A 24,792-nucleotide genomic window follows, 5' to 3' on the forward strand; every position below is an offset into this window, starting at 1 on the left:
CCGGAGGCGGCGCCCCCGAGAATGAGACTGAGCTTGGGCAGCATCACATGTCCTTTGCGCGTGTTGGCGGGCAAGGTGGGCCAAAGCGGGCGCGGGTGCAAGCCACAAAGGGCGGAGTGGCAAAGCAGAGGCTTGCATCCTGAAGTCAACGGCGTATGTCTGTGCTCATGAAAAATTATATCCTACCATTTATGTCGTCTTTGGTGTTGAGCGTCGTGACAGCGGGGGCGCAGAGCCCTGACTTTGCGGCTTATCCCTCGGTTGATGTGTTCTTCCTCGGCGAAGTGCATGACAATCCGACGCATCATGAGACACAGGCGCAGGCGGTGCGAGAGATCGAACCGGGCGCGATTGTTTTTGAAATGCTGGTGCCAGAACAGGCTGCGAAGATCACCGAGGCCCTTTTGCAGGATCCGGTGGCGCTTGAGGCAGCCTTGGGCTGGAACGACAGCGGATGGCCGGATTTTGCGATCTATTATCCGATTTTTGCTGCCGCTGGACGGGCAGATATCTATGGGGCGCAGGTGCCGCGTGGTGCGGCGCGAGATGCGGTGCGCCATGGCGATTTGAGCGGTGCGCTCAATGGAGAGGCCGCGCTTTATGGGCTGACCGAGGCTTTGCCGGCAGAGCAGCAGGCCACACGTGAGCAGATGCAGATGGAAGCGCATTGCAATGCGCTGCCTGAAGCGATGTTGCCGGGGATGGTCGCGGCGCAGCGTTTGCGGGATGCGCGGCTGGCGCAGGCCACGGTGCAGGCCTGGGCGGAGAGCGGCGGGCCGGTTGTGGTGATCACTGGCAATGGTCATGCACGCACAGATTGGGGCGCACCCAGCCTTTTGCCGGATATGCTTTCATCGGTTTCATTGGGACAGCTTGAGGCCGAACCTGAAGGGACGCAGCCCTATGATATCTGGGTGGTGACCGCGCCTGCGGACCGTGAGGATCCCTGCGCTGCCTTTCAGTGAGGCGGTTTCTTTGGTTGTTTCTCGTTGCTGAGGGGCCTAACTTTGGGCAACTTGGCATAAGGGGGCAGCTAAATGCTGACGGACAAACGCATTCTTCTGATCATCGCGGGGGGAATCGCAGCCTATAAAACGCTGGAGTTGATCCGGCGGTTGCGGGAGCGTGGGGCCTGGGTGACGCCGGTTTTGACGCGGGCGGCTGAGGAGTTTGTTACCCCTTTGTCAGTGTCTTCGCTGGCAGGCGAAAAAGTCTATCGGGATTTGTTTGACCTGACCGATGAGGCGGAGATGGGGCATATTCAGCTGTCGCGCTCTGCGGACCTCATTGTTGCGGCCCCGGCAACGGCGGATTTGATGGCGAAGATGGCGCATGGGCAGGCCAATGATCTGGCCTCGACCCTGCTTTTGGCGACGGACACCCCTGTGTTGGTGGCGCCAGCGATGAACGTGCGCATGTGGGCGCATCCGGCGACGCAGCGCAATCTGGCCCTGCTCAAGCAGGATGGTATTGGCTTTGTTGGTCCCAATGAGGGCGATATGGCCTGTGGCGAGTTTGGCCCCGGCCGGATGAGTGAGCCCATGGAAATTGTGCATGCCATTCAGGGGGCGCTGTCAGAGGGGCCTTTGCAGGGGAGGCGCATATTGGTGACCTCTGGTCCGACCCATGAGCCGATTGACCCGGTGCGCTATATCGCCAACCGGTCGTCTGGGGCGCAGGGCAGTGCGATTGCCGAAGCGCTGGTGAAGCTGGGCGCGGATGTGGTTTTTGTGACCGGGCCTGCAGATGCAGCACGGCCAGAAGGGGTTACGCTGGTTGAAGTGGAGACGGCGCAGGAGATGCTGCGCGCGGTGCAGGGAAGCCTGCCGGTGGAGGCGGCGGTCTTTTGTGCGGCGGTGGCAGACTGGCGCGTGTCCAGCGCGTCAGACAGCAAGATCAAGAAAACCAAAGGTGGGCTGCCGGTGATGGCGTTTGCCGAGAACCCCGACATTCTGGCCACGGTGAGCCAGATGCCAGAGGGACGTCCGGCGCTGGTGGTGGGATTTGCCGCAGAAACAGATGATGTGATCGAAAATGCCACTGCCAAACGTATCCGGAAGGGATGTGATTGGATTGTCGCCAATGATGTGAGCCCGGCGACGGGTATCATGGGCGGAACAGAAAATGCTGTAACCTTGATTTCTGATGCTGGATCAGAGGCTTGGGAGCGGATGGATAAAGTGGCCGTGGCCGAAAAACTGGCAGAGCGTGTGGCCGAAGCGCTGGAGGCGTGACGCGGGCGGGGCAAGATGCGCTGACGCGCAGCCTCCGGCGGGGATATTTGGAGTAAGGGGAAGATGGCAGCAGTTTCCATTAAACTGAAGTGGTTGGCGGAGGCCGACCGGGAGGTGGCGCTGCCATCTTATGAGAGCGCCGGAGCGGCGGGAGCGGATGTGCGCGCGAATTTCCCTGCAGATCAGCGCGAGGGCGTGGTTCTGGCCCCCGGTGCGCGGGCGCTGGTGCCCACGGGGCTGTCGCTGGAAATCCCGCAGGGCTATGAGGTGCAGATGCGTCCGCGCTCTGGGCTGGCGTTGAAGCAGGGGCTGACGCTGGCCAATAGTCCGGGCACGATTGACAGCGATTATCGCGGTCCCTTGGGGGTGATTGTGCTGAACGCCGGTCAGGAAGAGATTGTGATCAGCCACGGTATGCGCATTGCGCAGATGGTGGTGGCACCGGTGGTGCTGGCGGCGTTTGACGTGCAGGAAGATCTGAGCGCAACCGAGCGGGGTGCGGGCGGCTTTGGCTCCACAGGGATCGCGTAATGCTGTTGGTGCTGGCCATGGCAGCCGGGCTCTGGGCGATTGGCTGGATTATGGGCGCGCCCAAATCGGCGCGCTGGGCGATGATTGCTTTGCTCTATATGGCTGTGGTGGGGGTGCAGATTGGCTTTCCGGTGGAGCATCCGCTGGTGATCGCCACCGGGGGCAGCCTTGCGATGTGGTTGCTTCTGGGGGGCGCGGTGGCGCTGGTGTTGGCCTATTCGTCCATGTTGCAGCGGTTGCGGCGGCGGGCGGATGCCAATCAGGCGGTGCAGGGACAGGAAGACAATGCGCAGGCGCTTTTCAGTGATACGGAGCTCAACCGCTATGCGCGCCATATTGTGCTGCGTGAAGTGGGCGGATTGGGGCAGAAAAAGCTTAAAGATGCCAAGGTGCTTGTGGTGGGCGCAGGTGGTCTGGGCTCACCTGTGTTGCTCTATCTGGCGGCGGCGGGTGTCGGGCGCATTGGGGTGGTGGATGATGACGTTGTGGACAATTCGAACTTGCAGCGGCAGGTGATCCACAAAGATGCGGCGATTGGCACGCCCAAGGTGCTCTCTGCGGCGGAGGCCATGGTGGCGCAGAACCCCTATGTGGAGGTGGTGCCCTATCCGCGCCGGCTGACGGTTGAGGATGCGGAGGAGATCATCGGGGAATATGATCTGGTGCTGGATGGCACAGATAATTTTGACACCCGTTATTTGGTGAATGAGATTTGTGTGGCACAGGGCAAGCCGCTGATTTCCGGGGCTTTGTCTCAATGGGAGGGGCAGTTGAGCGTGTTTGACCCCGCCAATGGCGCGCCCTGTTATCAATGTATTTTTCCGCAGGCCCCGGCACCGGGGATGGCACCAAGCTGTGCGGAAGCCGGGGTGATTGGACCTTTACCCGGCGTTGTGGGCACGATGATGGCGGCAGAGGCGATCAAGGTGATCACAGGCGCGGGCGCGGCGCTGCGTGGGGAGATGATGATCTATGATGCGCTTTGGGGGGAGACCCGCAAGATCGGGTTGAAACCGCGCGCGGCCTGTCCGGTCTGTGGCACGGGCAAATCCTAAATTAAGCACCCCTGAGCCTCGGTGAGTGCACAGGGATGTGAGGCGGATTGCACCTCTTCTTTGGGCTGCGTAGGGTGGCGTCAAAGGAGATATATCTGATGACTAATCCGCTTTTGGCCGACTGGGACACGCCCTTCAAGCTGGCACCCTTTGACACGATTTCAGACGATGATTTTGCCCCTGCCTTTGAGGGGGCACTGGCGGCGCATAAAGTCGAAATTGCCGCGATTGCCGATCATGCGGAGGCGCCAAGCTTTGCCAATACCATTGAGGCGCTGGAGAGTGCCGGGGCGGCGTTAGACAAGGTGCTTTCGGTTTTCTTCAGCGTGGCGGGGGCGGAGAGCAATCCGGCGCGTGAGATGTTGCAGCGGGACTTCTCCCCCAAACTGGCGGCGCATTCGGCGGAGATTTCCGCCAATAAGGCGCTGTTTGCGCGGATCAAAACACTTTGGGAGGCACGGGAAAGCCTTGCTCTGAATGCGGAGCAACAGCGGGTTTTGATGCTGACCCATCGCGGCTTTCTGCGCGGCGGTGCGGCGCTGGAAGGGGATGCGGATGCCCGCATGAAAGAGATCAAAGGCCGGTTGGCCGTGTTGGGCACGGAGTTCACGCAGAACCTTTTGGCGGATGAGCGGGATTGGTTCATGCCTTTGGCGGAAGAAGACCTGGAAGGCCTGCCGGGGTTTGCCGTGGATGCGGCGCGGGCGGCTGGGGCCGAGAAGGGTGCTGAGGGGCCGGTTGTCACGCTATCACGCTCTATCATCGTGCCGTTTTTACAGTTTTCGCCGCGCCGGGGTTTGCGTGAGAAAGCTCTTGCGGCCTGGGCCGCGCGGGGTGCCAATGGCGGGGAGACGGATAATCGGGAGATTGCCGCAGAAATTCTGGCGTTGCGGGAAGAACGCGCCAAGCTTTTGGGCTATGGCAGCTTTGCCGACTACAAGCTGGAAACCGAAATGGCCAAGACCCCGGAGGCTGTCCGCAGCCTGTTGATGGAGGTTTGGGCCCCGGCCAAAGCGCAGGCGGAGGCCGATGCGGCTGTCCTCACGGAGATGATGCATGCGGATGGGGTGAACGGCGATCTGGCCCCTTGGGACTGGCGCTATTATGCGGAGAAACGGCGCAAGGCGGAGCATGATCTGGATGAGGCAGCGCTCAAGCCTTACCTGCAGCTGGAGCGTATGATCGCGGCGAGTTTTGCCTGTGCTACCAAGCTGTTTGGCTTGGAGTTCAAAGAGCTGGACGTGCCGCTTTATCATGAGGATTGCCAGGCGTGGGAGGTGACACGCGGGGGCGAGCATGTGGCCGTGTTCATTGGAGACTATTTTGCACGCGGGGGCAAACGCTCTGGGGCTTGGTGCTCGGCCATGCGCGGGCAGGCGAAATTCCCTGAAGTGCAGGGGCCTGTGGTGATCAATGTCTGCAATTTTGCAAAGGGTGAGCCTGCTTTGCTCTCCTATGATGACGCGCGCACCCTGTTTCATGAGTTTGGCCATGCGCTGCATCAGATGCTGTCCAATGTGACCTATGAAAGCATTTCGGGCACCTCTGTGGCGCGCGATTTTGTGGAGCTGCCCAGCCAGCTTTATGAACATTGGCTGGAGGTGCCAGAGGTGCTGGCAGAATATGCCATCCATGCGGAAACGGGCGCGCCCATGCCGCAGGAGATGCTTGAAAAAGTGCTCGGGGCGGCGAATTTTGATCAGGGGTTTGCCACGGTTGAATATGTGGCCTCCGCTTTGGTGGATCTGGCCTTTCATGAGGGGGCTGCGCCGCGTGATCCTATGGCGAAACAGGCAGAGGTGCTGGCCGAGCTTGGCATGCCAGCGGCGATCACCATGCGCCATGCCACGCCGCATTTTGCCCATGTTTTTGCCGGGGATGGCTACAGCTCTGGTTACTACAGCTACATGTGGTCGGAGGTGATGGATGCGGATGCGTTTGAGGCCTTTGAAGAGGTGGGGGATGCGTTTGATCCAAAGACGGCCAAGGCGCTGGAGCAACATATCCTGTCGACCGGAGGATCGGTGGAGGCGGATGCGTTGTACACCCGTTTTCGAGGGCGTTTGCCGGGCGTGGAAGCGCTGTTGAAGGGCCGCGGTTTGGCCGCTGGATAAGGGGGGCGGTGCGCGGGGACCGCGCACCCTACATTGCATCAGACCGTAGGGGGCGCCTTAAAAAGCGTTTCTAGGTTTCAACAAATCACACCTGCCGGGCAGAGATCCCGGCGGGTGTTTTGCTTTGGGTCTGGGGATGTGGTGGTTTGCTGCGTCAGAGAGCGTTAGCCGATCACATCGTGGCCGCGGTTCTGCATGCAGCGGATCAGAACATTGCGCCGCTCGTCCTCCACAGAGGAGGCGTTTTCAGCTGCGCCGACAAGCCCGCCAATGGCCGCACCGGCCAACGCGCCTTCCAGCTCATCCTCTGCATCCACAGCCCCAATCGCTGCACCGACAAGCGCCCCGGTGGCGGCCGTCTCAGCCCCAGCGCCATTGGTGAAGCTGGCGGCCTGTGCATGGCAGGCGGTGTAATCATGATCAAAATTCGCATTGCGCGTGCCGTCCACCGTCAGGGGACGATCCACCGGAGCGGTGCAGGCGCCCAGAGTGATGACAGCAATCAGGCTGAGGGTCAGGGCATTGTGGGTCATTTTACAGTCCTTTTGGAAATGGATTTGTCTTGGATGGCGGCTACCTAAGAGCTGTCGTTTTTCATTTCAAGGTAAAAAATTATTGTTTTACATAAAACATTGCATGTTGATCGTAATTCAATTATTGAGAAGCAACAGATTTGGAGAGAAAAATGACGCTTGTGGCCCGTCTCGCTATGCTGATCACACTGGTGTATTTCACCTTTGGCTGGGCGCTCCTTTGGATCTTTGCCTTTCTGGGAGAGGCGGAGATGCTTGCAGATACGTTTGACTTGCCCTTGGACATGGCGGTGCCGCCGGCCATGGCGCTCTATTTGGGCATGGCGATGATGTGGCCTGCCTTGATCAGCCTGGGCCTTGGCTTCTGGGCGCTAGATCGGATCCTGATGCTGCGCGATCCTCGGGATTTCGCGCGTATGGGGGCGCATTTGCGGTGGTGTGCCTATGCGTTTTTTGGCTTTTGGGTGCTCAATGCGGTGAATGTGGCCTTGCAACCGGTGGTGTTGAGCGCGCATTTGCCGCCAGAGTTGCGTCCGGAGGTGACGTATATCGACATTGACATTGATGTGGTGTTTCTGGCTTTGGCAGCGGTCTTTATGGCGATCAGCCGGTCGCTGAAACAAGCGCAAGATATTGCTGACGAGAACAGCCAGTTCCTGTAGGAGGTCCTATGCCCATACGCATCAACCTCGATTTGGAACTGGTAAAACGCAAGATGACCTCGCGCGAGCTGGCGCAGGCGATTGGTTTGACGGAAACCAACCTGAGCCTGCTGAAATCAGGTAAAGTCAAAGGGATACGCTTTAATACGCTTGAGGCGATTTGCGCACATCTTGGCTGCCAGCCCGGTGATATTCTGGAGTATGTGCCGGAGGAGGAGTAGGGCGCTTTGACGGTGTGGCAGGTGGGTGTGCTCCCGCCTGGCCGGATCAGCCGGTGGGCTGATCGCCCCGTTGGGCCCGGCTCACCCAAGGTGAGCCTAGGCTCAAGCCAAAGGCTTGAGCTGTGCCCAACCGCTGGCAGGGGCCGTCAGGCCCCGAAGGGGGCGGGAGCATTTCTCCCGCCATCCATCGTTTCGTTAGATTTTTTGGTCGTACTCGCCGACGCCTGGCTCGGTTTGGATAACGGCGTCAATCTCGGCAAAGATCTGGCGCATTTCTTCTTCGCTCTGTGCGCTTTCAATCACCACCACGAGGTTCGGGGTATTGGACGATGCGCGCACCAAGCCCCAGCTGCCGTTGTCGAGGATAACGCGGGCCCCGTTGACAGTGACGACCTCGGTAATGGCGCGCCCAGCGATGGTTTCGCCTGCGTCTTTCTTGGCCACCAATTTGGCGACCAGACGCTCCAGAATGTCGTATTTTTCTGTGTCCGACGCATAGGGCGACATGGTTGGGGTTGACCAGGTCTTAGGCAGGGCCTTGCGCAGATCGGACATTTTCATATCCGGGTTGCGGTCCAGCATTTTGCAGACTTCGACAGCCACGCGCATGCCGCAGTCATAGCCGCGCCCGATCGGCTCCGCCAAGAAGTAGTGACCGGATTTCTCAAAGCCCGCCAGCGCCTTGAGCTCATGCACGCGGCGTTTCATGTGGCTGTGACCGGTTTTCCAGTAATCGGTTTTGGCGCCTGTGGCGAGCAGATCGGGGTCAGCGGCATAAAGCCCTGTGGACTTCACATCAGCGACAAAGGTGGCATTGGGATAGATCTTGCCCAGATCCTTGGCCATGATCACGCCGACCTTATCGGCAAAGATCTCCTCGCCTTCATCGTCCACCACGCCACAACGGTCGCCATCGCCGTCAAAGCCAAGGGCCAGATCGGCACCGGAGGCTTTTACGCTGTCAGACATGTCGTGCAGCATCAGCATGGCTTCGGGGTTGGGGTTGTAGTTGGGGAAGGTGTAATCGAGTTCACAGTGGCTTTCGACCACTTCAACGCCCATGCGCTTGAAGATTTCCGGCGCAAAGGCCGCCGCGGTGCCATTGCCGGTGGCGCAGACCACCTTAAGCGGGCGGGACATTTTGAAATCGCCCACAAGATCTTCGATATAGGCTTCACGGACCCCATCCACGACCTCATGTTTGCCGCCCTCATGGGCGTCAAAATCGCCATTGAGCACGATGTCACGCAGCTCGGCCATTTCATCAGGGCCGTGGGTCAGCGGCTTTTCAAAGCCCATCTTCACGCCGGTCCAGCCATTGGGGTTGTGCGATGCGGTGACCATGGCGACCGCAGGGGCATTCAGATGAAACTGAGAAAAATAGGCCATCGGGGAGAGGGCCGGGCCAATATCCTTCACGTGGATTCCGGCCTTCATCAGGCCGATGATCAGCGCCATTTTGATGGCCACGGAATAGTCGCGGTAATCATTGCCAACGGCAATCACCGGCTCGATGCCGCGGCGCTGCATCTGGGTGCCCAGACCAAAGCCAAGCGCGGTCATGCCCGGCAGGTTGATCTCTTCTGGGAATTGCCAGCGGGCGTCATATTCGCGAAAGCCCGTCGGTTTGATCATAGGATCACGCAGAAATTCCCAAGTGTTCGGGCGCACGTCAGGCAAAGGTTTTTTCATTTTAATAAACTCACTTCGTACAATGGTCTTGTCGTCAAAAAGGTCGGTTTAATGAGGTGCGGGCTCACAGCACAATCGGATTGGCTTTGGCAAGCGCATCAAACTGCATCAATGTGTCAATTAGATGAGGCATATGATCAAGGTAAATCATATTGGGCCCATCACAGGGTGCATTGTCCGGATCCTGATGGGTTTCGGTGAAAACCGCGCCGATTCCTGTGGCAACTGCCGCACGGGCAAGCACCGGTGCAAATTCGCGCTGTCCCCCGGATGCACCGCCCAATCCGCCGGGCTGGGCCACGGCATGGGTGGCATCCATCACAACTGGATAACCGGTTTTGGCCATTTCGGGCAGGGACTGCATATCCACCACGAGACGGTTGTAGCCAAATGAGGCACCACGTTCTGTGAGCAGAATGCGGTCATTGCCGGTGCTCTCAATCTTGGCCACGACATTGGGCATGTCCCATGGGGCCAGAAACTGCCCCTTTTTCACATTGATGACAGCACCGCTGCGGCCAGCGGCCAGCAGGAGCGATGTCTGGCGGCAGAGAAAGGCCGGGATCTGCATCACATCGCAGACTTCGGCCACCGGGGCGCATTGCTCTGGTTCATGGATGTCAGTCAGAACAGGCACATCCAGCGCCTCTTTGACCGATTGCAGAACTTTCAGGCCTTCGTCGAGGCCCAAGGCAGGGGCTGCGTTGAGAGAAGTGCGGTTGGCCTTATCAAAAGATCCTTTGAAGATATATTGCGCACCGGCGGCGGCGCAGGCCTCTTTCAAGGTGCCCGCAATCATTTGTGCATGATCTGCACTTTCCAGCTGGCAGGGCCCCGCAATCACTGTGAGCGGAGCATCGTTTGCAACCGTCAGGTCACCAATGGACACTTTTTTCATTACGAGGATACCTGTTCTCTGAGGATGGATGCGGTGAGCGAGATCATCAGATAGATGCCTGAAAAGATCAGGAAGGCCAAGACCGTGTTCTCAAAGCTGCGTGGATAAGAGGGGTCTTCGGAGGCCACAGGGCGCACAGATGTGGTCAGATAACGTACCTGACGGCTGGCTTCGAGTTCGGTTTGCTTCAAGGTTTGCAGCGCTGATTGCATAATCAGATCCGCCGTGGCGAGATCGGCCTGAGCCATTTGAATTTGCGCGGTTTTTTGCGCAAGGGAGCTTTCGCCCTCGGTGGCCTCGGTCATTTTGCTTTCCAGACGGGTCAGCAAATTTTGCAAACGGCGGACATCGCCTTGTACCCCTTCGACGCGGGCCGGGTTCGGGCGGGCATTGTCTTGCAGCGCAGCCAGCTGCAGCTCTTTTTCCTGAAGCTGGATCTGCACATTGGAGATCTGCTGACGCAAGGAGGCGATCAGGCCTTCTGGATCCAGCACGCTGGTTTCCTGAAGCGCAACGAGAGCCGCCTGTGCATCGCGGCGTTCCTGCGCGGCTCTGTCCAGACTGGTCCGTGCGTCGCGCACATGGTCTTCGCGTTTGCGCCGGGACAGATCGTCCGCGATTTCCTCAGCATAATCGACCAGCGCCACAGAGAAGTCGGCGGCAATCTGTGGATCGGCGGCGACGACTTCCATGCGGATGGAGCCTTCGGTCGGATCATAGCCAATTTTCACGAATTTCTTGTAGAGCTTGTAGGCTTCTTCGTTCGTGGGATTGGGATCCAGTCGTTGAATCGGATCAATGTCAGGGCTGGCGAAGTGCGATTTGAACCCCACATCCTGATCCAGACGGATCATAGCCACTTTGGATGTCAGGTAATCCTGCACCGCGATGGCATCTCCATTGGCATTGAGTTGAGAGGGCAGCAGGGAGCCGAGCCCTGTGCCACTGTTGCCGTCGGCCTGTTCCACCATGAAGGAGGATTTGGACGAATACATCGGTGTGGCGACAGAGTAGAAGTACCAGCCCGCAAAGAGCGTGGGCAAAAACACAAAGGCGGACAGGCGCGCAAACAGCAGCAAGAGACGCTTGCGTCGGCGCCGGGCGATGTCCTTTTGGATTTCCCCAATCTCGATGGCGCGCATCTCAGAGGGGGACATGGTTTCGGTGGAGGGCAGGGTGGTCTTGCCCAATTCCATGGTCTGCGGCAACTGCACGCGCCCGGTCTTGGCCGGTTGGGTTTCTTTGTCAGAGGGCACCAGATCAAGCATGTTGGTGCGTTGGAACGGGTCAATGCCCGCCTCCCGCAGAAGCCGGACGGCATCATAATCGGAGGTCGCTGCAAGGCCGTTTTTCTGTGCCATACGGCGCGCCATGCGCAGCTGGCGACCGGTCAGGCCTTCGCGTTTGATGGCGTCAATGGCCGCCTCCGCCCCTTGTGGCGTGGGTTGGTCACTGTTTTGCTGTGTCGGTGCAGCCGGCTCTTGCGCGCGGCCCGCTTTGCCACCTGCTTTGCCTGCCGCGCTTGGCAGACGCACGGCGCGCGCGCTCTTGCCTGTTGGCTGTGTTTCGACGTCAGTGGCCACTGCCGTCGTGCCCTCGGTGATAGGCGCGTCTATGGCGTCGGCGCCTTGCGTCTCAGCCCCTTGGGAGGAGCGGCGGATGCGGAACTTCTTAGCCTTGGGTTTGGTAGTCATAGAGCTGTTTGGCCTCTTCCAAGGTGTCGAACATATAGAGTTTGCCATTGAGCAGCACGGCCGCAGATCTGGCAAATTTTTCCAGCACGTTGGGCTGGTGTGACACAATGATAATGGTGGTTGTGCGCAGGCGCTCGCGCAGTACTTCGCCTGCTTTCTTGTTGAATTCTACGTCTGTCGAGGACGGCATGCCCTCATCGATCAGATACATGTCAAAATCGAGCGCCAGCATCAGTGCAAAGGTAAACCGTGATCTCATCCCGGAGGAATAGGTGCCGAGCGGCTGCTCAAAATATTCGCCGAGATTGCACAGCCAGCGGCAGAAGGCTTCGACATAATCCGGATCAAGACCATAAAGGCGGGCGATATAGCGGCTGTTTTCCACAGCGGTATGTTTATTGACCACGCCGCCCATGAAACCCAGAGGAAAAGAAATACGGCAATCCCGGCGAATGACGCCTTCGTCCGGCTTTTCCAGACCTGCCATCATATTGATCAGGGTGGTTTTGCCGGTGCCATTGGGCGCGAGGATGCCCAGGGAGTTGCCCAGTTCCACACGGAAAGACACACGTTCAAGGATCACCTTGCGCTGTGTGCCGGTCCAGAAGGACTTACTCACGTTGTCGAATTCGAGCATCGACTGCTCCCAATACTGCTCTCGCGTGTCGCTTATACCACGAAACTGTACGACACGATGGTTAACGCTCTGTCGGCGTTTTCAACATTATGTGTGATCAGGAGGGGGATGCGCAACTCTCTCCCTGCGGTTTGCAGGGAGAAGAGAGGAAAAACAGGGGAAATTCTGCGGTTTCCTACACTTGTGAAGGAAGTTGGTCTTTTCGTCGCAGCGCAGATTGTGTGTTTGCGTCCCATGATTTGGCAATGGAAAAGACCGGCGCAGGAGGCTGCACCGGTCCGTCAGAGCGTTAATGGTGGGCGTGATCAGGCAACGGCCTGCCAGAGGGATCCGGCAATCAGGGCTCCGAGCATGGCGTAACCAAAATAGGCGGCAAACACACGGGGTTTGACCAGAGCCCAGACGGCGATGGCGGCTGGGATGCAGCTGACGCCGCCTGCGATCATGAAGGACATCGCCGCCCCATTGGACATGCCCTGCTCCAGAAGCCCGCCGACCAGAGGCACCGCCGCATAGCCGTTGAGATAGGCCGGGGCGCCAACCAATGCGCCCAGCAGGATCGGCTGGAAGCCATCGCCGCCTAAGATCTGCGCGATCCAAGCTGCGGGCACATAGTGGATCATCAGGGCTTCGATCACATAGGCCAAGGCCAGCCATTTCAACAGGAACAGGCCGTTTTCCAGCGTTGTGGTGCGAAAGAGGCTGCGCCGGTCTGCGTCCTTCCAGAACGCCCACTGGGGTTTGGCACCAAAGGGCTTTTTCACCCCGCAGCAGCCGCCAACCTGCGGTTTCTCGCGCAGAGGATCGGCAAAGACAGGTGTGGATTTCAGCAGCATCGTGCCAAAGCCGCCCAGCAGTCCAAGGCCAATGGCGGACAGGGCTTTGGCAATGGCAAATTCAAAGCCCAGCGTGCCGGAGGTGATGGCAAACATCGCGGGATCCATCAGCGGAGAGGCCAGCCAGAAGGCCATGACCGCCGAGAGAGGCGCGCCCACTGCCAGCAGTGCCGCGATGAAAGGGATGACTTCACAGGAGCAGAAGGGCGAGAGCCCGCCCAGAGCGGCGGCAAAGAAAATCATGCGGGTCTCGCGCCCTTCAAAAGCTTTCGCCAGAAGGTTCTCCGCCCCGGTGGCCTTGAGGTAGCCAATTGCAAAGACCGCAAACAGGATAAACGGCGCCGTGTGCAGCAGGGCGTTGGTGGTGAACTGCACCGTGGGCCCAAACTGCGGTGTATCCAGTGCAGCGACGCAGAGCAAAATCAGCAGGAAGGCCAACCAGGCCTTGTCGAGTTTTGCGAGGCGGGCGCGAAATGGGGAGGGGGAAGGGGACTGTGTGGTGTCAGCCATGATCATGGTCCTTACAGTTGTGCACCTCATCGGCGCAGCATTCTCTCAGCAGGAAGGCGGAGAGGTCGCGCACCGCGTCATAGGCGACGGCGGCGCAAATGATGGAACGTCCCTGTTTTTCCTGCGTCACCAGACCAGCCTGGGCGAGGATTTTCATATGATGTGTCAGTGTTGAGCCTGTGACGCCCGTGCGTTTGCCAAGCTCGCCGATAGAGAGCCCCTGATTGCCCGCCCGCACGAGGCAGCGCAGCACGGACAGGCGCTGTTCGGACCCAAGGGCCGCAAAGGTGGAGGCAGCCACCTCAAGAGAGATATCTGGATGTGTTGTATTTTTCATGATTCTAGAAATATCGAAATAAATCCTTCGTGCAAGGGTTATTTCGAATGTTGTCGAAATAAGTGGGGGGAGATATCACAGGGACCATGTCTTTGAGTGAGGAAATCGCCGCCTGTCAGCTCTGCGCGGACAGGTTTGCCAAAACCGCGACACGGCATAGGCCGCGCCCTGTTGTCTGGTTTCAGCCGGGGGTGAAAATTCTTGTGGTGGGGCAAGCCCCCGGAGCGCGCGTGCATGAAAGCGGACGCCCCTTCACCGATCCCAGCGGGGACCGGCTGCGTGACTGGATGGGCATACAGAGCGATGTTTTTTATGACAAAAACCGCGTTGCGATTGTGCCGATGGCCTTTTGCTTTCCGGGGTATAATGCCAAGGGCAGCGATCTGCCGCCGCCGGCGCTTTGTGCAAAAACATGGCGCGGCGTGGTGATGGAGGCGCTTGGAGAGGTGCCGCTGACATTGGTGATTGGGGGCTATGCTCAGAAGTGGCATCTGCGCACAAAGGCCAGTGTGAGCGAGACGGTTGCGGGCTGGCGCGACCATGCGCCCGACGTCTTTCCCTTGCCTCATCCGTCCTGGCGCAATACGGCATGGTTGAGGAAACATCCCTGGTTTGAAGCTGAGCTGCTGCCGGCGTTGCAAACCCGAATCAAGGAGGCTCTGGCGTGAGCGACATGACCCCATTGGATCAGGCCCATGCGGCCATGGAAGCGGCCCCGCAGGATGATGCGGCCCGGTTGCGGTTTTATGAACGTCTGGCGGATGCGGAGCTGTTTCTGCTGTTGGAAAAAGAGCCTGAGAATGATCGGATCGCGCCGGAGATCTTTGACACGTCTGATGCGCGCTTTGTGCTGGTGTTTGATACCGAAGAGCGGCTGGCGCAATTTGTTGGCCGGGTTGCGCCTTATGCCGCGCTTTCGGGGCGGGTGATTGCCAATATGCTCTCAGAGCAGGGCATTGGCCTTGCGGTCAATCCAGATGTGGCTCCATCGGCCATTCTGATCCCTCATGAAGCGCTGGGCTGGCTCGCGGAGACGCTGACCCATGCGCCTGATGAGGTGGAGGCCAAGATTGCGCATTTTGAGGCGCCTGCTGGTCTGCCTGAGGCGCTGATCACGGCGCTGGATGCCAAATTGTCGACCACGGCGGGTTTGGCCAAGATGGCCTATCTGGTGGGCACCACATATGAGAATGGCATGCGCTCTCATATGTTGGGGTTTGTGGAGGTTGTGCCCGGCGCAGAAGGGGCGCTGGCCAAAGCGGTGAATGAAGCGCTGACCTTTTCGGGCATTGAGGCAGGCGCGCTGGATGTCGGTTTTTTTGCCGCCAATGATCCGGTGGCGGGGCAATTGGCGCGGGCGGGTCTGCGCTTTGACCTGCCAAGTCCACCCGAAGCGCAGGAATACAAACCTGTTGCACCGGGCAGTGACCCCGATAAGCCGCCGATGTTGCGCTGATCGGAGGGGCAGGCTCCCGCGCGGATGCGCGCGCTGACGCGCGCCGATCCCCTTGGGCCCGGCTCACCTCACGGTGAGCCTATCTGCACCGCAGATGTGAGTGCGCTTGATCAGTAGCCTGCGCTGCGATCGACCAGATGCAGGAAGGGCAAGCCACTTTCGCCACGCTGCACATTTTCTGCGATCACCTGACTGGCGGTTTTCACGCGCGTTTCTGAGGCGATATGCGGGGTCACCGTTACTTTGGGATGTGCCCAATAGGGGTGATCGAGAGGCAGTGGCTCGATGCGGAAGACATCCAGTGTGGCATGTGCGATCTGCCCGTGATCAAGTGCGGCCAGCAAGGCATCATCATCAATCAGCGGCCCGCGCCCGGGATTGACGATCATTGCCCCCTGCGGCATCAGCGCCAGACGCTCCGCATTCAGAAGGTTCTCCGTTGCGACTGTCTTTGGCAGCAGCAGAACGAGGATGTCCGCCCGCGAAAGCGCCTCTGTCAGTCCCGCCTCTCCCGAGAGACAAGTGACATCTGCAAGTGCTTTGGGGCTGCGGCTCCATCCTGTGACGTCAAAGCCCAGCTGCGCTAAGGCCTGTGCGCAGGTGCTTCCGAGTTCGCCAAGCCCAAGTATGGTCACGCGGCGATCTTGCGCCAGCGGTGGGACATGCGCGGTCCAGTCCCCGTTTTGTCCAAGAATGTTGCGATCCATGCCCAGATGGTGGCGCATCACATGGCCCACCACCCATTCCATCATGCCCTGTGTCATGCCCGGATCGACCATCCGTGCCAGAGGCATTGTCAACGTTGTGTTGCCCACCACGTTTTCCACACCCGCCCAGAGGTTCAGCACGGCTTTGCAGCGCGTGTAGGGGCTAAAATCCTGCACTGTGCTGTTGGGGGCATAGACGATGTAATCGACCTCCTCTGGGGGAAAATCCATCCGCAGATCCACTATGAGGTCTGCCGCTTCAAAAGCTGCTTTGAGGGGGGCTTCATATTCCGGCCAGCGTTCGGCCTTGGCGGCGAAGAGAACATTGATCATGTGGCGAATACTCCGTTCATATCGGAAAAGCCTTTGATTTCAATTGGATTTCCAAAAGGGTCATTGAAGAACATGGTGCTCTGTGCGCCCGGTTCTCCCGCAAAGCGGGTGAAGGGGTTAAGCACAAACTCCAGATCCGATTGCAGGAGGCGTTCGGCCAGAGCCTCCCAATCTGTTTTGGGCAGGATCACGCCAAGATGGGGCATGGGCACCAGATGGTCGCCCACATGACCCGTGGCGGCGGTGGCGAAGGGTTCGCCGAGATGCAGGGACAGCTGGTGACCAAAGAAGTTGTAATCCACCCAAGTGTCGGTGCTGCGTCCTTCCTGGCAACCTAGCAGATCTCCATAGAAGGCACGGGCCTGTGCAAGGTCGCGCACGTTATAGGCCAGATGGAAAATACTCATGTCAGGGGCTCCTTTGGTCGGGACACGACAGTCTGAGCTCGGACTAACGGGTCCATGGAAAATAGGCTATGTTGTTTTTGCGTGTTCAAACATAAGAAAAACTATGGATGTGAGATTTGTCAGAACACTTTTGGCTGCGATTGATGGCGGGTCTTTGGCGGCTGCCGCGCGGGGGCAGGCCATCACGCCAGCCGCCGCGGCGCAGCGGGTAGGGGCGCTTGAAGCCCAGTTGCGGGTGCCGCTTCTGGTGCGCGATGGGCGGCGCATGGCCCCAACGCCTGAGTGTGAAGTTTTATTGGCGGATCTGCGCCAGATGGTGGCGCTTGAGGGGGGGCTTTCTGGGCGGTTGGCTCAGGATCGTTTGAGTGGCACTCTGCGCCTTGGGGCGATCTCCACGGCGCTTGGCGACTATGGTGCCAAGCTGGTGCAGCATCTGGGGGCAGAGGCGCCGGATGTTGCGCTCAGCCTGATGCCGGGAAGTTCCGCGCAGCTTTATGAACAGTTTGAAGCGGGGCATTTGGATGCGGCGTTGTTGGTCGAGCCGCCCTTTCCATTGCCCAAGACCATGCAGTTTGATCTGTTGGAACAGCAGGCTATTGGCTGGGTGCGCCAGCCCGCGGCCGCTGCAGATCTGCCGTTGCTGCTTTACAGTCGGACGGCTTGGGGTGGCGTAACCTGTTGGGAGGCACTTGCGGCGCACGTTGGTCGCGCGCAGGTGCTTTGCGAAATGGATGCAGTCGAGATTCTCGCGCAGATGGTGGCGGATGGGCTGGGGCAAGCGGTGCTGCCGCGCTGGGGAGGGTTGCGTCGGCATCACCCGATGCTCACTTTCTCGCCGATCTCAGGTGCGGTGCGGCAGGTGGGGGTGCTCACATGGCGCCGCGCCCACAGCAGCCCATTGATGCAGTTGTTGTTTGCCGCGCTCACGCGGGGGCGTGGGGCATATAGCATTTCGGGCTTAACTTGAGACACGAATACCCTGCCATGCCTACAGCACTCTCGGGACATTCGTGTCGTGAGATGATTTAGGTAAACCCCGAAACGCTTTAGGCTCAGCTTTGCTGAGCCGGGCCCAAAATCCCGATGTCCCCGATAGGGGGCCGCGGGATGCGGGAGCCTTTGCTTATGCCATAAGCGGGCTGTTCTGTCAGCGAGGCCATTAGCGGGGGCGGTGGACATGGGCGCTTTGGATGAGGCCAAACCCCACCATCAGCACCAGCATGGCTGAACCACCGTAGCTCACCAAAGGCAGCGGCACGCCCACAACCGGGGCGAGCCCCATGACCATCGACATATTGACGGCGAAAAACAGGAAAAACGCGCTGGCGATGCCAAGTGTCAGCAACGAGGAAAAGCGGTCTTTGTTGGCCAGAGCGGCCGCAATGCAAAACAGGATGATCAGCCCGTAGATCGACAGCAGAGATACGGCGCCGATGTAGCCAAACTCTTCGGCCAGCGTGGTGAAGATGAAATCCGTGTGTTTTTCCGGCAGGAAGTTCAGACGGCTCTGGGTGCCCTGCATGAAGCCACGCCCGGTCCAACCGCCCGAGCCCAGTGCAATCTTGGATTGGGTGATGTGATAGCCTGCGCCGAGCGGGTCTGAGGAAGGATCCAGAAAGGTGTCGATGCGGCGATATTGGTAGTTGTTGAGCAGTTGCCATTCCGTGTGGCGCGATTGAAATACGGCCGTTACGAGCCCCACACCCAGACCAATGACCGCGGCAAAATAGCCCCAGTGTACGCCTGCCAGAAACATCACAATCGCGCCCCCGGTCATCAGCAGGATGGAGGTGCCGAGATCAGGCTGTTTCAATACCAGAAAGGTGGGCAGCAGAATCAGGATCACGGGCAGAGCCACCCAGAGGGGCCGGGAGGTTTTGTGGGTCGGCAGCCAGTCGTAATAGGCGGCAAGGCACATCACGAGGGTGATTTTCATCAGTTCGGAGGGTTGCAGCCGCATGAACCCAAGGTCAATCCAGCGCTGGGCACCCATGCCGACGCTGCCCATCACCTCCACCGTCACCAGAAGAATGAGGCTGACCAGATAGGCAAAGCCAGACACAGAGCGCCAGAACCAGATGGGCACCATGGCCACAAACACCATGACCGACAGGCCCATGGCATAGCGTTTCATTTGCGGCTCTGACCAGGGTCTGAAAGACCCGCCAGCCACGGAATAGAGCATCAGGAACCCAACCCCGGCCACGGCAGAGACCAGAAGTAGGATGGGCCAGTTGAGATAGAGTACTTTGCGCAGGCCCGTTGGCACATGTTTGACGTTATATTCCAGATAGCTCATGGGATCGTCCTATGCCCGGTTGCGTCGGGTGATTTCGCGCCCCGGCACCAGTTTTTGCATCTCTTCCTGTTGTTTTTTGATCTTCTCGCGGTCTTTTGCCGGATAGGCCGACAGCGGCGGCGTGCCGCCATAAAGCGCCTGCAAAGTGATGTCGCGCCCAATAGGGGTGGCTGATTTGGAGCCACCGCCATGTTCCACCACCACCGCGACGGCGATGCGGGGATTGTCGTAGGGGGCGTAGTTCACAAACAGGCCGTGGTCGCGTCGCTCCCAAGGCAGGTCTTCGTTGCGCGTCACACCGCGGGCGCGTTCGGCGGCGGTGATGTTGCGCACCTGAGAGGTGCCGGTCTTGCCGGCCATCCGAAACTCATCGTCGATGATGCGCTGGCTATAGGCGGTGCCGCGCCGGTGATTTGAGACCTGAAACATGCCGCGTTGCACTTCGGCGAGATGGGCGGCGTTTAGCTCCAGATTCGGGACAACCGGCAGCGTTTCTTCAACGCCATTGACGGATTTCACAATGCGCGGGTCCAGCGCCTTGCCGCTGGCCAGGCGCGCGGTCATCACGGCGAGTTGCAGGGGGGAGGCGAGCACAAAGCCCTGCCCAATGGAGGCATTGGCCGTATCCCCAACCACCCAGTCCGCGCCGCGCACATCTGCCTTCCAGGCGCGGTTGGGGTTCAAGCCCCGCGCCACGCCGGAGAGCGGCAGATCATAGCGTTGCCCGAGCCCCAGTTTGGTGGCCACTTCGGAAATCTTGTCGATGCCGACCTGAATGGCGAGATCATAGAAATAGACATCGCAGCTTTCGCGCAGCGCCCCGGCGAGATCCATATGTCCGTGCCCGCCCCGTTTCCAGCAATGAAAGCGCCGGTTGGACACCTTCATGTGGCCGGGGCAGTAGACCGTGCCACCATAGCCGACAATGCCAGCCTCTAGCGCCGCAAGGGCAGTAATCATCTTGAAGGTGGAGCCGGGCGGGTAGGCTCCCTGCACTGATTTTGCGGCCAGCGGGCGGTGATTGTCGCTGGTCAATGTGCCATAGTCGGTCACAGAGATGCCCTGCACAAACAGGTTGGGATCAAAGCTGGGCGCGGAGGCCACGGCCAGCAAATCCCCTGTTACACAGTCCATCACCACGGCGGCCGCGCTTTCATCCCCAAGGCGGGCCTGCGCATAGGATTGCAATTGTTGGTCGATGGTCAGCTGTACGTCATCACCCTGTTGGCCTTCGCGGCGATCCAGCTCGCGCATCACGCGGCCAACGGCATTGACTTCCACCCGTTTGGTGCCCGCCACACCGCGCAGATCATCCTCCATACGGCCTTCCAGACCCACTTTGCCGATTTGAAAGCGCGGAATGCGCAGCAGTTGATCAGGATTGTCAATTTTGGAGAGATCATAGTCTGATACGGGCCCAACGTAGCCCAGTACATGGGCCAAGTCGCCTCGCAGCGGATAGTATCTTGAGAGGCCCACCTCTGGTGTTATGCCGGGAAGCGCGGGGGTGTTAACAGCCACCCGAGAGAGTTCATCCCAACTGACGCGATCTGCGATGGTGACGGGCAGAAAGGGAGGAGAACGCCGCATCTCTGTGACGGCGCGATCCAGTTCATTTGGATCGAGCTCGACCAAAGTGGCAAGTTTTTCGATGACTTTGTCCACATCCCCGGCATCTTCGGGCACCAGGGTGATACGATAGGACGGCTCATTTCGGGCCAGCACAATGCCGTTGCGGTCAAAAATTTCCCCGCGGGCAGGCGGGATCAGGCGGATATTGATGCGGTTCTCTTCTGCCAGAAGGCGGTATTGATCCGCTTGATCCAGTTGAAGATGGCGCATGCGAAAGCCGAGCCCGGTCATGAAGGCCAGCATGGAGCCGCCCAGAAAGAGGGTGCGCCGGGACATGCGGCTGTGAACTTCGGTGATTTCCGTTGGGGTTTTGCGCATCAATTGGCTCCCACAGCAGAGTCATGCACATTGGCGCGGCGCACACCAAATAGGATGTGAGATATGAAGACAACCAGCGGATAGACTGCAATATTCATCATCACCTGCATCAGCATGAGGCCCAGAGAGGGCGTTGGCAAGAGCACAAGGGCGGAGATGATGCGGTAGCAGATGGTGATCCCGATCATCAGGACCGCGGCATTGAGCCACTCACTTGCAAAGGTAGCGTCACGCATGCGCGGCGCGCGGCTGCGCTGAATTTCGGTGGCAAGCACCACAATTGCCGCCACAAGCCCCGGTGGACGCAGCAGCAGGAAATCCGCCAAAAGGAAAAGCCCTGCGACCAGCGGGGCCGAGGGGATGTCCGGGCGGCGTCCAGCCCAGGCCAAAGTGACGACCAGCATGAAGTCCGGTCCCGCCCAGCGGCGCGGTGTGGTTTCCAGAGGCAGGAGCTGTACAAAAATAAGCGTCAGACAGAGCCCAGCAAAGAGCAGGCGCATCAACCACTTGCTGGAAAGCGCAGCCTCAGCCATCGCGCCCCTCCAGGAAGGCTTCGGGACCGTCTGGAGCCACAATGGAACCCGGCGTGCCAACGGTTTCGCGGCCATGATGGCGCAGCACACGCAGGAATTCCAAGCGCTCGTAATCCGCCGAGAGACGGACCCGCAGACGTCCAGCCGGGTCTGTGGCCACATGCCCAATCAACAGGCCGCCGGGGAAGACGCCGCCATCCCCAGAGGTGACCACGCGATCGCCGGGGCGCACCAGATCAGGGGTTTCCAGAAAATCCACATGCGGGGCGCTGGAGTTGTCGCCGACAATCAGCGCTGTTTGACCGGATCCCTGAATGCGGGCTGGAATGCGGCTGGAGCTGTCGGTCAGAAGCATCACGCGTGACGAAGATTGCCCAACGCCAGAAATGCGCCCAACCAGTCCGATCCCGTCCATCGCGGCCCAGCCATCAAGAATGCCGTCGCGCGCGCCGATGTTGAGCAGCACAGATTGCCGGAAAGGAGAGCCGCTGTCGGCGAGGACCACGCCGGTGACATAGGTCAGTTCCGGATCAAGGCGCACATTGTTGAGATCCAACAGGCGCGCGTTCTCTTCGCTCAATTGGCTGGCGGCTTCTTTCCAGGCCTTCATTTTCTGCAATTCACGGCGCAGCTCGCGGTTTTGTTCGACGATGCGTTGATAGCTTTGAAAATCGCGCAGAAGATTGATTGTGCCGGTCACCGGCGCCATGGCCCAGTCAAAATTGGGCACAACAGCATTGGTGATCTGAGCGCGGAACCGCTCTACCCGGGGACTGTCGATACGCCAGATCAGAAAAAGGCCCAGCAGGCTCAACAGCAGCACACCCAGAAACAACCGCCTCAGCGGTGCCGCGTAATCTTCGCCCTGGTTGCGGTCTCTGGCCAAGGTGCCTCCGGGTGGTCTGTGATGGGGGCCAGTTTACACCGCCGGTCGGCCTACGCCAATCCGGCGTATGGTGGCCGGTTCAGCTGTCGTAGTCGATGGCGTGGCGGAGTTGTTTTTCATACTCCAGCGCCTTGCCGGTGCCCATTGCCACACAGTTCAGGCTTTCGTCAGCAATGGAGACGGCCAAGCCGGTCTGTTCGCGCAGTGCCAGATCGAGGTCGCCCAGAAGCGCACCGCCTCCGGTCAGCATCACGCCACGATCCACAATATCTGCGGCGAGATCTGGCGGGGTGGCTTCGAGAGCGGTCATCACTGCCTCGCAGATCTGTTGCACCGGCTCAGCCAGCGCTTCAGCAACCTGAGCCTGACTGATTTCGGTCTCTTTGGGCACACCATTCAACAGATCGCGGCCGCGAATTTGCATGGAGGCACCGCGGCCGTCGTCGGGCATACGGGCGGTGCCGATGGAGGTTTTGATACGCTCCGCTGTGGATTCACCGACCAACAGGTTCTGTTGGCGGCGCAGATAGTTGATGATGGCTTCATCCATCCGGTCGCCGCCCACGCGTACAGAGCGGGCATAGACGATGTCTCCCAGCGACAGAACGGCCACTTCGGTGGTGCCCCCGCCGATGTCCACAACCATGTTGCCGGTCGGATCGGTGATTGGCATGCCTGCACCGATGGCGGCCGCGATGGGTTCCGCAATCAGCCCCGCACGGCGTGCGCCAGCAGAGAGCACGGATTGACGGATTGCGCGTTTCTCAACAGGGGTTGCCCCATGCGGCACGCAGACAATGATTTTGGGTTTGGAGAAGGTTGAGCGGCGGTGCACCTTGCGGATGAAATGCTTGATCATCTCTTCGGCGGTGTCAAAATCGGCAATCACCCCATCACGCATGGGGCGGATGGCTTCGATGCTACCGGGGGTGCGCCCCAGCATGAGTTTGGCGTCTTCGCCGACGGCGAGCACTTTTTTCACGCCATCTTTCACATGATAGGCCACCACGGAGGGTTCGCTGAGAATAACGCCTTTACCTTTTACATAGACCAGCGTGTTCGCTGTCCCGAGGTCGATGGCCATGTCAGAAGTAAACAGGCCGCCCAAATTTCCCAGCATATGATTTTGTCCCCAAAGAATCCCTTGGCCCGCGACTCTCTCAAGCGCAGGCGCTTTCTTATAGGAAGAGCAAGCGCTTTGTGAAAGGCCTCGGTTGGCGCAGAGGCAACATTCTGCCGTGACAGCGTCGCCCGTGTGAACTTTTGCAGCAAAAGGATCCAGGCAAGAGGCCGCACTATGATCGTCAGCTTCTCGTCTGGGCAAGGGCGGTGCAGTCGTCTAAAGACGGCATATGCTGTCTTATCAACATATCTACCACGCCGGAAATCTGGCGGATGTTCAAAAACACGCGCTGATGGCGGTGATGCTGGACTATATGACCCAGAAGTCCAAACCCTTGAGTTATCTGGAAACCCATGCGGCGCGTGGTGTGTATCAGCTTGATGATGCTGCTGCGTTGAAAACCGGTGAGGCTGAAGCCGGGATTGGGCGTGCGCAGGATTGGTTTGCAGCGGATCACCCTTACATGCGGGCGCTTGAACAGGTGCGGGCCGTACATGGGGCGGCATCCTATCCGGGCTCACCAGCGGTAGCGGGCGCGCTTTTGCGTCCGGGGGATTCTGTGCAGCTCTGTGAATTGCACCCACAAGAGGCCGGAGCATTGCGACAGGCGATGCGCACAACCGGGGCGAAAATTCATCAGAAAGATGGTTTTGAGACCGTGATGGGGATCTGCCCGCCGACACCGCGGCGCGGGGCGCTGCTGATTGATCCGAGCTATGAGATCAAAGACGACTACAAAACGCTGCCGGGGTGGATTGGGAAGCTGCATCGCAAGTGGAATGTTGGCGTGATTGCCCTCTGGTATCCCATTCTGTCAGATGGGCCCCATAAGCCGATGATTGCGGCGCTTGCAGCGCAGGGCTTTCCCAAGGTTTTGCATCATGAGGTGGTTTTCCCCCCTGCACGAAAGGGGCATCGTATGGTAGGATCAGGCATGTTTATCATCAATGCGCCTTTTGGATTACATGAAGAGGCGCAGCGTCTGACGAAGAGATTTGTCGCTCTTCGCGCCCCCATGCGCTAGCCGTTTGCGGGTATGTTTTCAGCGTTCTGTCGGTTCAGTTTCACTTTCTGAAATTCAAAAATTATCCAGTAAATTCAATTGACATAAGCGTGAGCCTTCGCGATTTTTTACGCGTGGTGC

25 protein-coding genes are annotated in these 24,792 nt (G+C 59.1%); 11 read left to right on the forward strand and 14 right to left on the reverse strand.

Annotated elements, in window-relative coordinates:
- Nucleotides 1–167 precede the first annotated feature (167 nt).
- The 5 genes from SHM7688_RS18725 to SHM7688_RS18745 all read left to right on the forward strand — a co-directional run bounded on the left by SHM7688_RS18725 (nucleotide 168) and on the right by SHM7688_RS18745 (nucleotide 5,934).
- A complete protein-coding gene (locus SHM7688_RS18725; protein WP_083499127.1) occupies nucleotides 168–965 on the forward strand; it encodes a ChaN family lipoprotein in 798 nt (265 codons plus the stop codon).
- Between the two features lie 72 nt (nucleotides 966–1,037).
- Nucleotides 1,038–2,234, forward strand: coding sequence for a bifunctional phosphopantothenoylcysteine decarboxylase/phosphopantothenate--cysteine ligase CoaBC (gene coaBC / locus SHM7688_RS18730; RefSeq protein ID WP_058241464.1), 1,197 nt, complete (start codon nucleotides 1,038–1,040; stop codon nucleotides 2,232–2,234).
- Between the two features lie 63 nt (nucleotides 2,235–2,297).
- Complete coding sequence (gene dut / locus SHM7688_RS18735; protein ID WP_058241465.1) at nucleotides 2,298–2,765, forward strand: dUTP diphosphatase; 468 nt, start codon at nucleotides 2,298–2,300, stop codon at nucleotides 2,763–2,765.
- Nucleotides 2,765–3,820: a HesA/MoeB/ThiF family protein gene (locus SHM7688_RS18740; protein WP_058241466.1), complete on the forward strand. Its 1,056-nt coding sequence runs from the start codon at nucleotides 2,765–2,767 to the stop codon at nucleotides 3,818–3,820. Before dut ends, SHM7688_RS18740 begins: the two co-directional genes overlap by 1 nt.
- A gap of 98 nt (nucleotides 3,821–3,918) precedes the next feature.
- Complete coding sequence (locus tag SHM7688_RS18745) at nucleotides 3,919–5,934, forward strand: M3 family metallopeptidase (protein WP_058241467.1); 2,016 nt, start codon at nucleotides 3,919–3,921, stop codon at nucleotides 5,932–5,934.
- A 164-nt stretch (nucleotides 5,935–6,098) separates the two neighbouring features.
- On the opposite strand, the gene SHM7688_RS18750 is transcribed toward SHM7688_RS18745, so the two are convergent.
- On the reverse strand, nucleotides 6,099–6,467 hold the full coding sequence (locus SHM7688_RS18750) for a hypothetical protein (RefSeq protein ID WP_058241468.1): 369 nt from the start codon (nucleotides 6,465–6,467) through the stop codon (nucleotides 6,099–6,101).
- 152 nt (nucleotides 6,468–6,619) lie between these two features.
- On the opposite strand from SHM7688_RS18750, the gene SHM7688_RS18755 reads away from it, so the two are divergent.
- Together SHM7688_RS18755 and SHM7688_RS18760 are read left to right on the forward strand one after the other, a co-directional pair.
- Nucleotides 6,620–7,129 (forward strand): hypothetical protein, encoded by a 510-nt coding sequence (locus tag SHM7688_RS18755; protein WP_058241469.1) that lies wholly within the window; start codon nucleotides 6,620–6,622, stop codon nucleotides 7,127–7,129.
- An 8-nt stretch (nucleotides 7,130–7,137) separates the two neighbouring features.
- Nucleotides 7,138–7,350, forward strand: a complete 213-nt coding sequence (locus SHM7688_RS18760) for a helix-turn-helix domain-containing protein (RefSeq protein ID WP_058241470.1) — start codon at nucleotides 7,138–7,140, stop codon at nucleotides 7,348–7,350.
- Between the two features lie 195 nt (nucleotides 7,351–7,545).
- On the opposite strand, the gene SHM7688_RS18765 is transcribed toward SHM7688_RS18760, so the two are convergent.
- From SHM7688_RS18765 to SHM7688_RS18790, 6 genes are all read right to left on the reverse strand, one after another.
- Nucleotides 7,546–9,042: a phosphomannomutase/phosphoglucomutase gene (locus tag SHM7688_RS18765; RefSeq protein WP_058241471.1), complete on the reverse strand. Its 1,497-nt coding sequence runs from the start codon at nucleotides 9,040–9,042 to the stop codon at nucleotides 7,546–7,548.
- Between the two features lie 64 nt (nucleotides 9,043–9,106).
- Nucleotides 9,107–9,940: a 3-deoxy-8-phosphooctulonate synthase gene (gene kdsA, locus SHM7688_RS18770; protein WP_058241472.1), complete on the reverse strand. Its 834-nt coding sequence runs from the start codon at nucleotides 9,938–9,940 to the stop codon at nucleotides 9,107–9,109.
- A complete protein-coding gene (locus tag SHM7688_RS18775) occupies nucleotides 9,940–11,634 on the reverse strand; it encodes a KpsE/RkpR family capsule polysaccharide export protein (RefSeq protein WP_058241473.1) in 1,695 nt (564 codons plus the stop codon). The genes kdsA and SHM7688_RS18775 overlap by 1 nt, the downstream gene beginning before the upstream one ends.
- Nucleotides 11,612–12,271: an ABC transporter ATP-binding protein gene (locus tag SHM7688_RS18780; protein WP_058241474.1), complete on the reverse strand. Its 660-nt coding sequence runs from the start codon at nucleotides 12,269–12,271 to the stop codon at nucleotides 11,612–11,614. Before SHM7688_RS18780 ends, SHM7688_RS18775 begins: the two co-directional genes overlap by 23 nt.
- 305 nt (nucleotides 12,272–12,576) lie before the next feature.
- Nucleotides 12,577–13,617 carry a permease gene (locus tag SHM7688_RS18785; RefSeq protein ID WP_058241576.1) on the reverse strand — a complete coding sequence of 347 codons (1,041 nt, stop codon included), beginning with the start codon at nucleotides 13,615–13,617 and terminating at the stop codon, nucleotides 12,577–12,579.
- Nucleotides 13,610–13,954, reverse strand: coding sequence for an ArsR/SmtB family transcription factor (locus tag SHM7688_RS18790; RefSeq protein ID WP_058241475.1), 345 nt, complete (start codon nucleotides 13,952–13,954; stop codon nucleotides 13,610–13,612). The genes SHM7688_RS18785 and SHM7688_RS18790 overlap by 8 nt, the downstream gene beginning before the upstream one ends.
- 86 nt (nucleotides 13,955–14,040) lie before the next feature.
- Here SHM7688_RS18790 and SHM7688_RS18795 point away from each other — a divergent pair, with 86 nt between their 5' ends.
- Together SHM7688_RS18795 and SHM7688_RS18800 are read left to right on the forward strand one after the other, a co-directional pair.
- Nucleotides 14,041–14,622, forward strand: a complete 582-nt coding sequence (locus tag SHM7688_RS18795; RefSeq protein ID WP_058241476.1) for a uracil-DNA glycosylase family protein — start codon at nucleotides 14,041–14,043, stop codon at nucleotides 14,620–14,622.
- Complete coding sequence (locus SHM7688_RS18800; RefSeq protein ID WP_058241477.1) at nucleotides 14,619–15,410, forward strand: SseB family protein; 792 nt, start codon at nucleotides 14,619–14,621, stop codon at nucleotides 15,408–15,410. Before SHM7688_RS18795 ends, SHM7688_RS18800 begins: the two co-directional genes overlap by 4 nt.
- 110 nt (nucleotides 15,411–15,520) lie before the next feature.
- Here the strand turns inward: SHM7688_RS18800 and SHM7688_RS18805 are convergent, their stop codons facing one another.
- On the reverse strand, nucleotides 15,521–16,450 hold the full coding sequence (locus tag SHM7688_RS18805) for a 2-hydroxyacid dehydrogenase (protein WP_058241478.1): 930 nt from the start codon (nucleotides 16,448–16,450) through the stop codon (nucleotides 15,521–15,523).
- Entirely contained in the window at nucleotides 16,447–16,857 is a 411-nt protein-coding gene (locus SHM7688_RS18810; RefSeq protein WP_058241479.1) for a VOC family protein, read from the reverse strand. The genes SHM7688_RS18805 and SHM7688_RS18810 overlap by 4 nt, the downstream gene beginning before the upstream one ends.
- Nucleotides 16,858–16,960: 103 nt before the next feature.
- Between SHM7688_RS18810 and SHM7688_RS18815 the strand changes: the two genes are divergently transcribed.
- Nucleotides 16,961–17,824: a LysR family transcriptional regulator gene (locus SHM7688_RS18815; RefSeq protein WP_058241480.1), complete on the forward strand. Its 864-nt coding sequence runs from the start codon at nucleotides 16,961–16,963 to the stop codon at nucleotides 17,822–17,824.
- Nucleotides 17,825–18,016: 192 nt separating this feature from the next.
- On the opposite strand, the gene rodA is transcribed toward SHM7688_RS18815, so the two are convergent.
- The 5 genes from rodA to SHM7688_RS18840 form a co-directional block, all read right to left on the reverse strand.
- Nucleotides 18,017–19,156: a rod shape-determining protein RodA gene (rodA, locus tag SHM7688_RS18820; RefSeq protein ID WP_058241481.1), complete on the reverse strand. Its 1,140-nt coding sequence runs from the start codon at nucleotides 19,154–19,156 to the stop codon at nucleotides 18,017–18,019.
- Nucleotides 19,157–19,165: 9 nt separating this feature from the next.
- The gene (gene mrdA, locus SHM7688_RS18825; RefSeq protein ID WP_058241482.1) at nucleotides 19,166–21,106 is read right to left on the reverse strand and encodes a penicillin-binding protein 2; all 1,941 of its coding nucleotides are present in this window, start codon (nucleotides 21,104–21,106) and stop codon (nucleotides 19,166–19,168) included.
- Nucleotides 21,106–21,639: a hypothetical protein gene (locus SHM7688_RS18830; protein ID WP_058241483.1), complete on the reverse strand. Its 534-nt coding sequence runs from the start codon at nucleotides 21,637–21,639 to the stop codon at nucleotides 21,106–21,108. The genes mrdA and SHM7688_RS18830 overlap by 1 nt, the downstream gene beginning before the upstream one ends.
- Nucleotides 21,632–22,525, reverse strand: a complete 894-nt coding sequence (mreC, locus tag SHM7688_RS18835) for a rod shape-determining protein MreC (protein ID WP_058241484.1) — start codon at nucleotides 22,523–22,525, stop codon at nucleotides 21,632–21,634. Before mreC ends, SHM7688_RS18830 begins: the two co-directional genes overlap by 8 nt.
- 79 nt (nucleotides 22,526–22,604) lie before the next feature.
- Nucleotides 22,605–23,645, reverse strand: a complete 1,041-nt coding sequence (locus SHM7688_RS18840; protein ID WP_058241485.1) for a rod shape-determining protein — start codon at nucleotides 23,643–23,645, stop codon at nucleotides 22,605–22,607.
- A 232-nt stretch (nucleotides 23,646–23,877) separates the two neighbouring features.
- Here SHM7688_RS18840 and SHM7688_RS18845 point away from each other — a divergent pair, with 232 nt between their 5' ends.
- Nucleotides 23,878–24,672, forward strand: a complete 795-nt coding sequence (locus SHM7688_RS18845) for a 23S rRNA (adenine(2030)-N(6))-methyltransferase RlmJ (protein WP_058241486.1) — start codon at nucleotides 23,878–23,880, stop codon at nucleotides 24,670–24,672.
- The last annotated feature ends 120 nt before the right edge of the window (nucleotides 24,673–24,792 follow it).

The sequence above is a fragment of the Shimia marina genome (genome assembly GCF_001458175.1).
Taxonomy (GTDB): domain Bacteria; phylum Pseudomonadota; class Alphaproteobacteria; order Rhodobacterales; family Rhodobacteraceae; genus Shimia; species Shimia marina.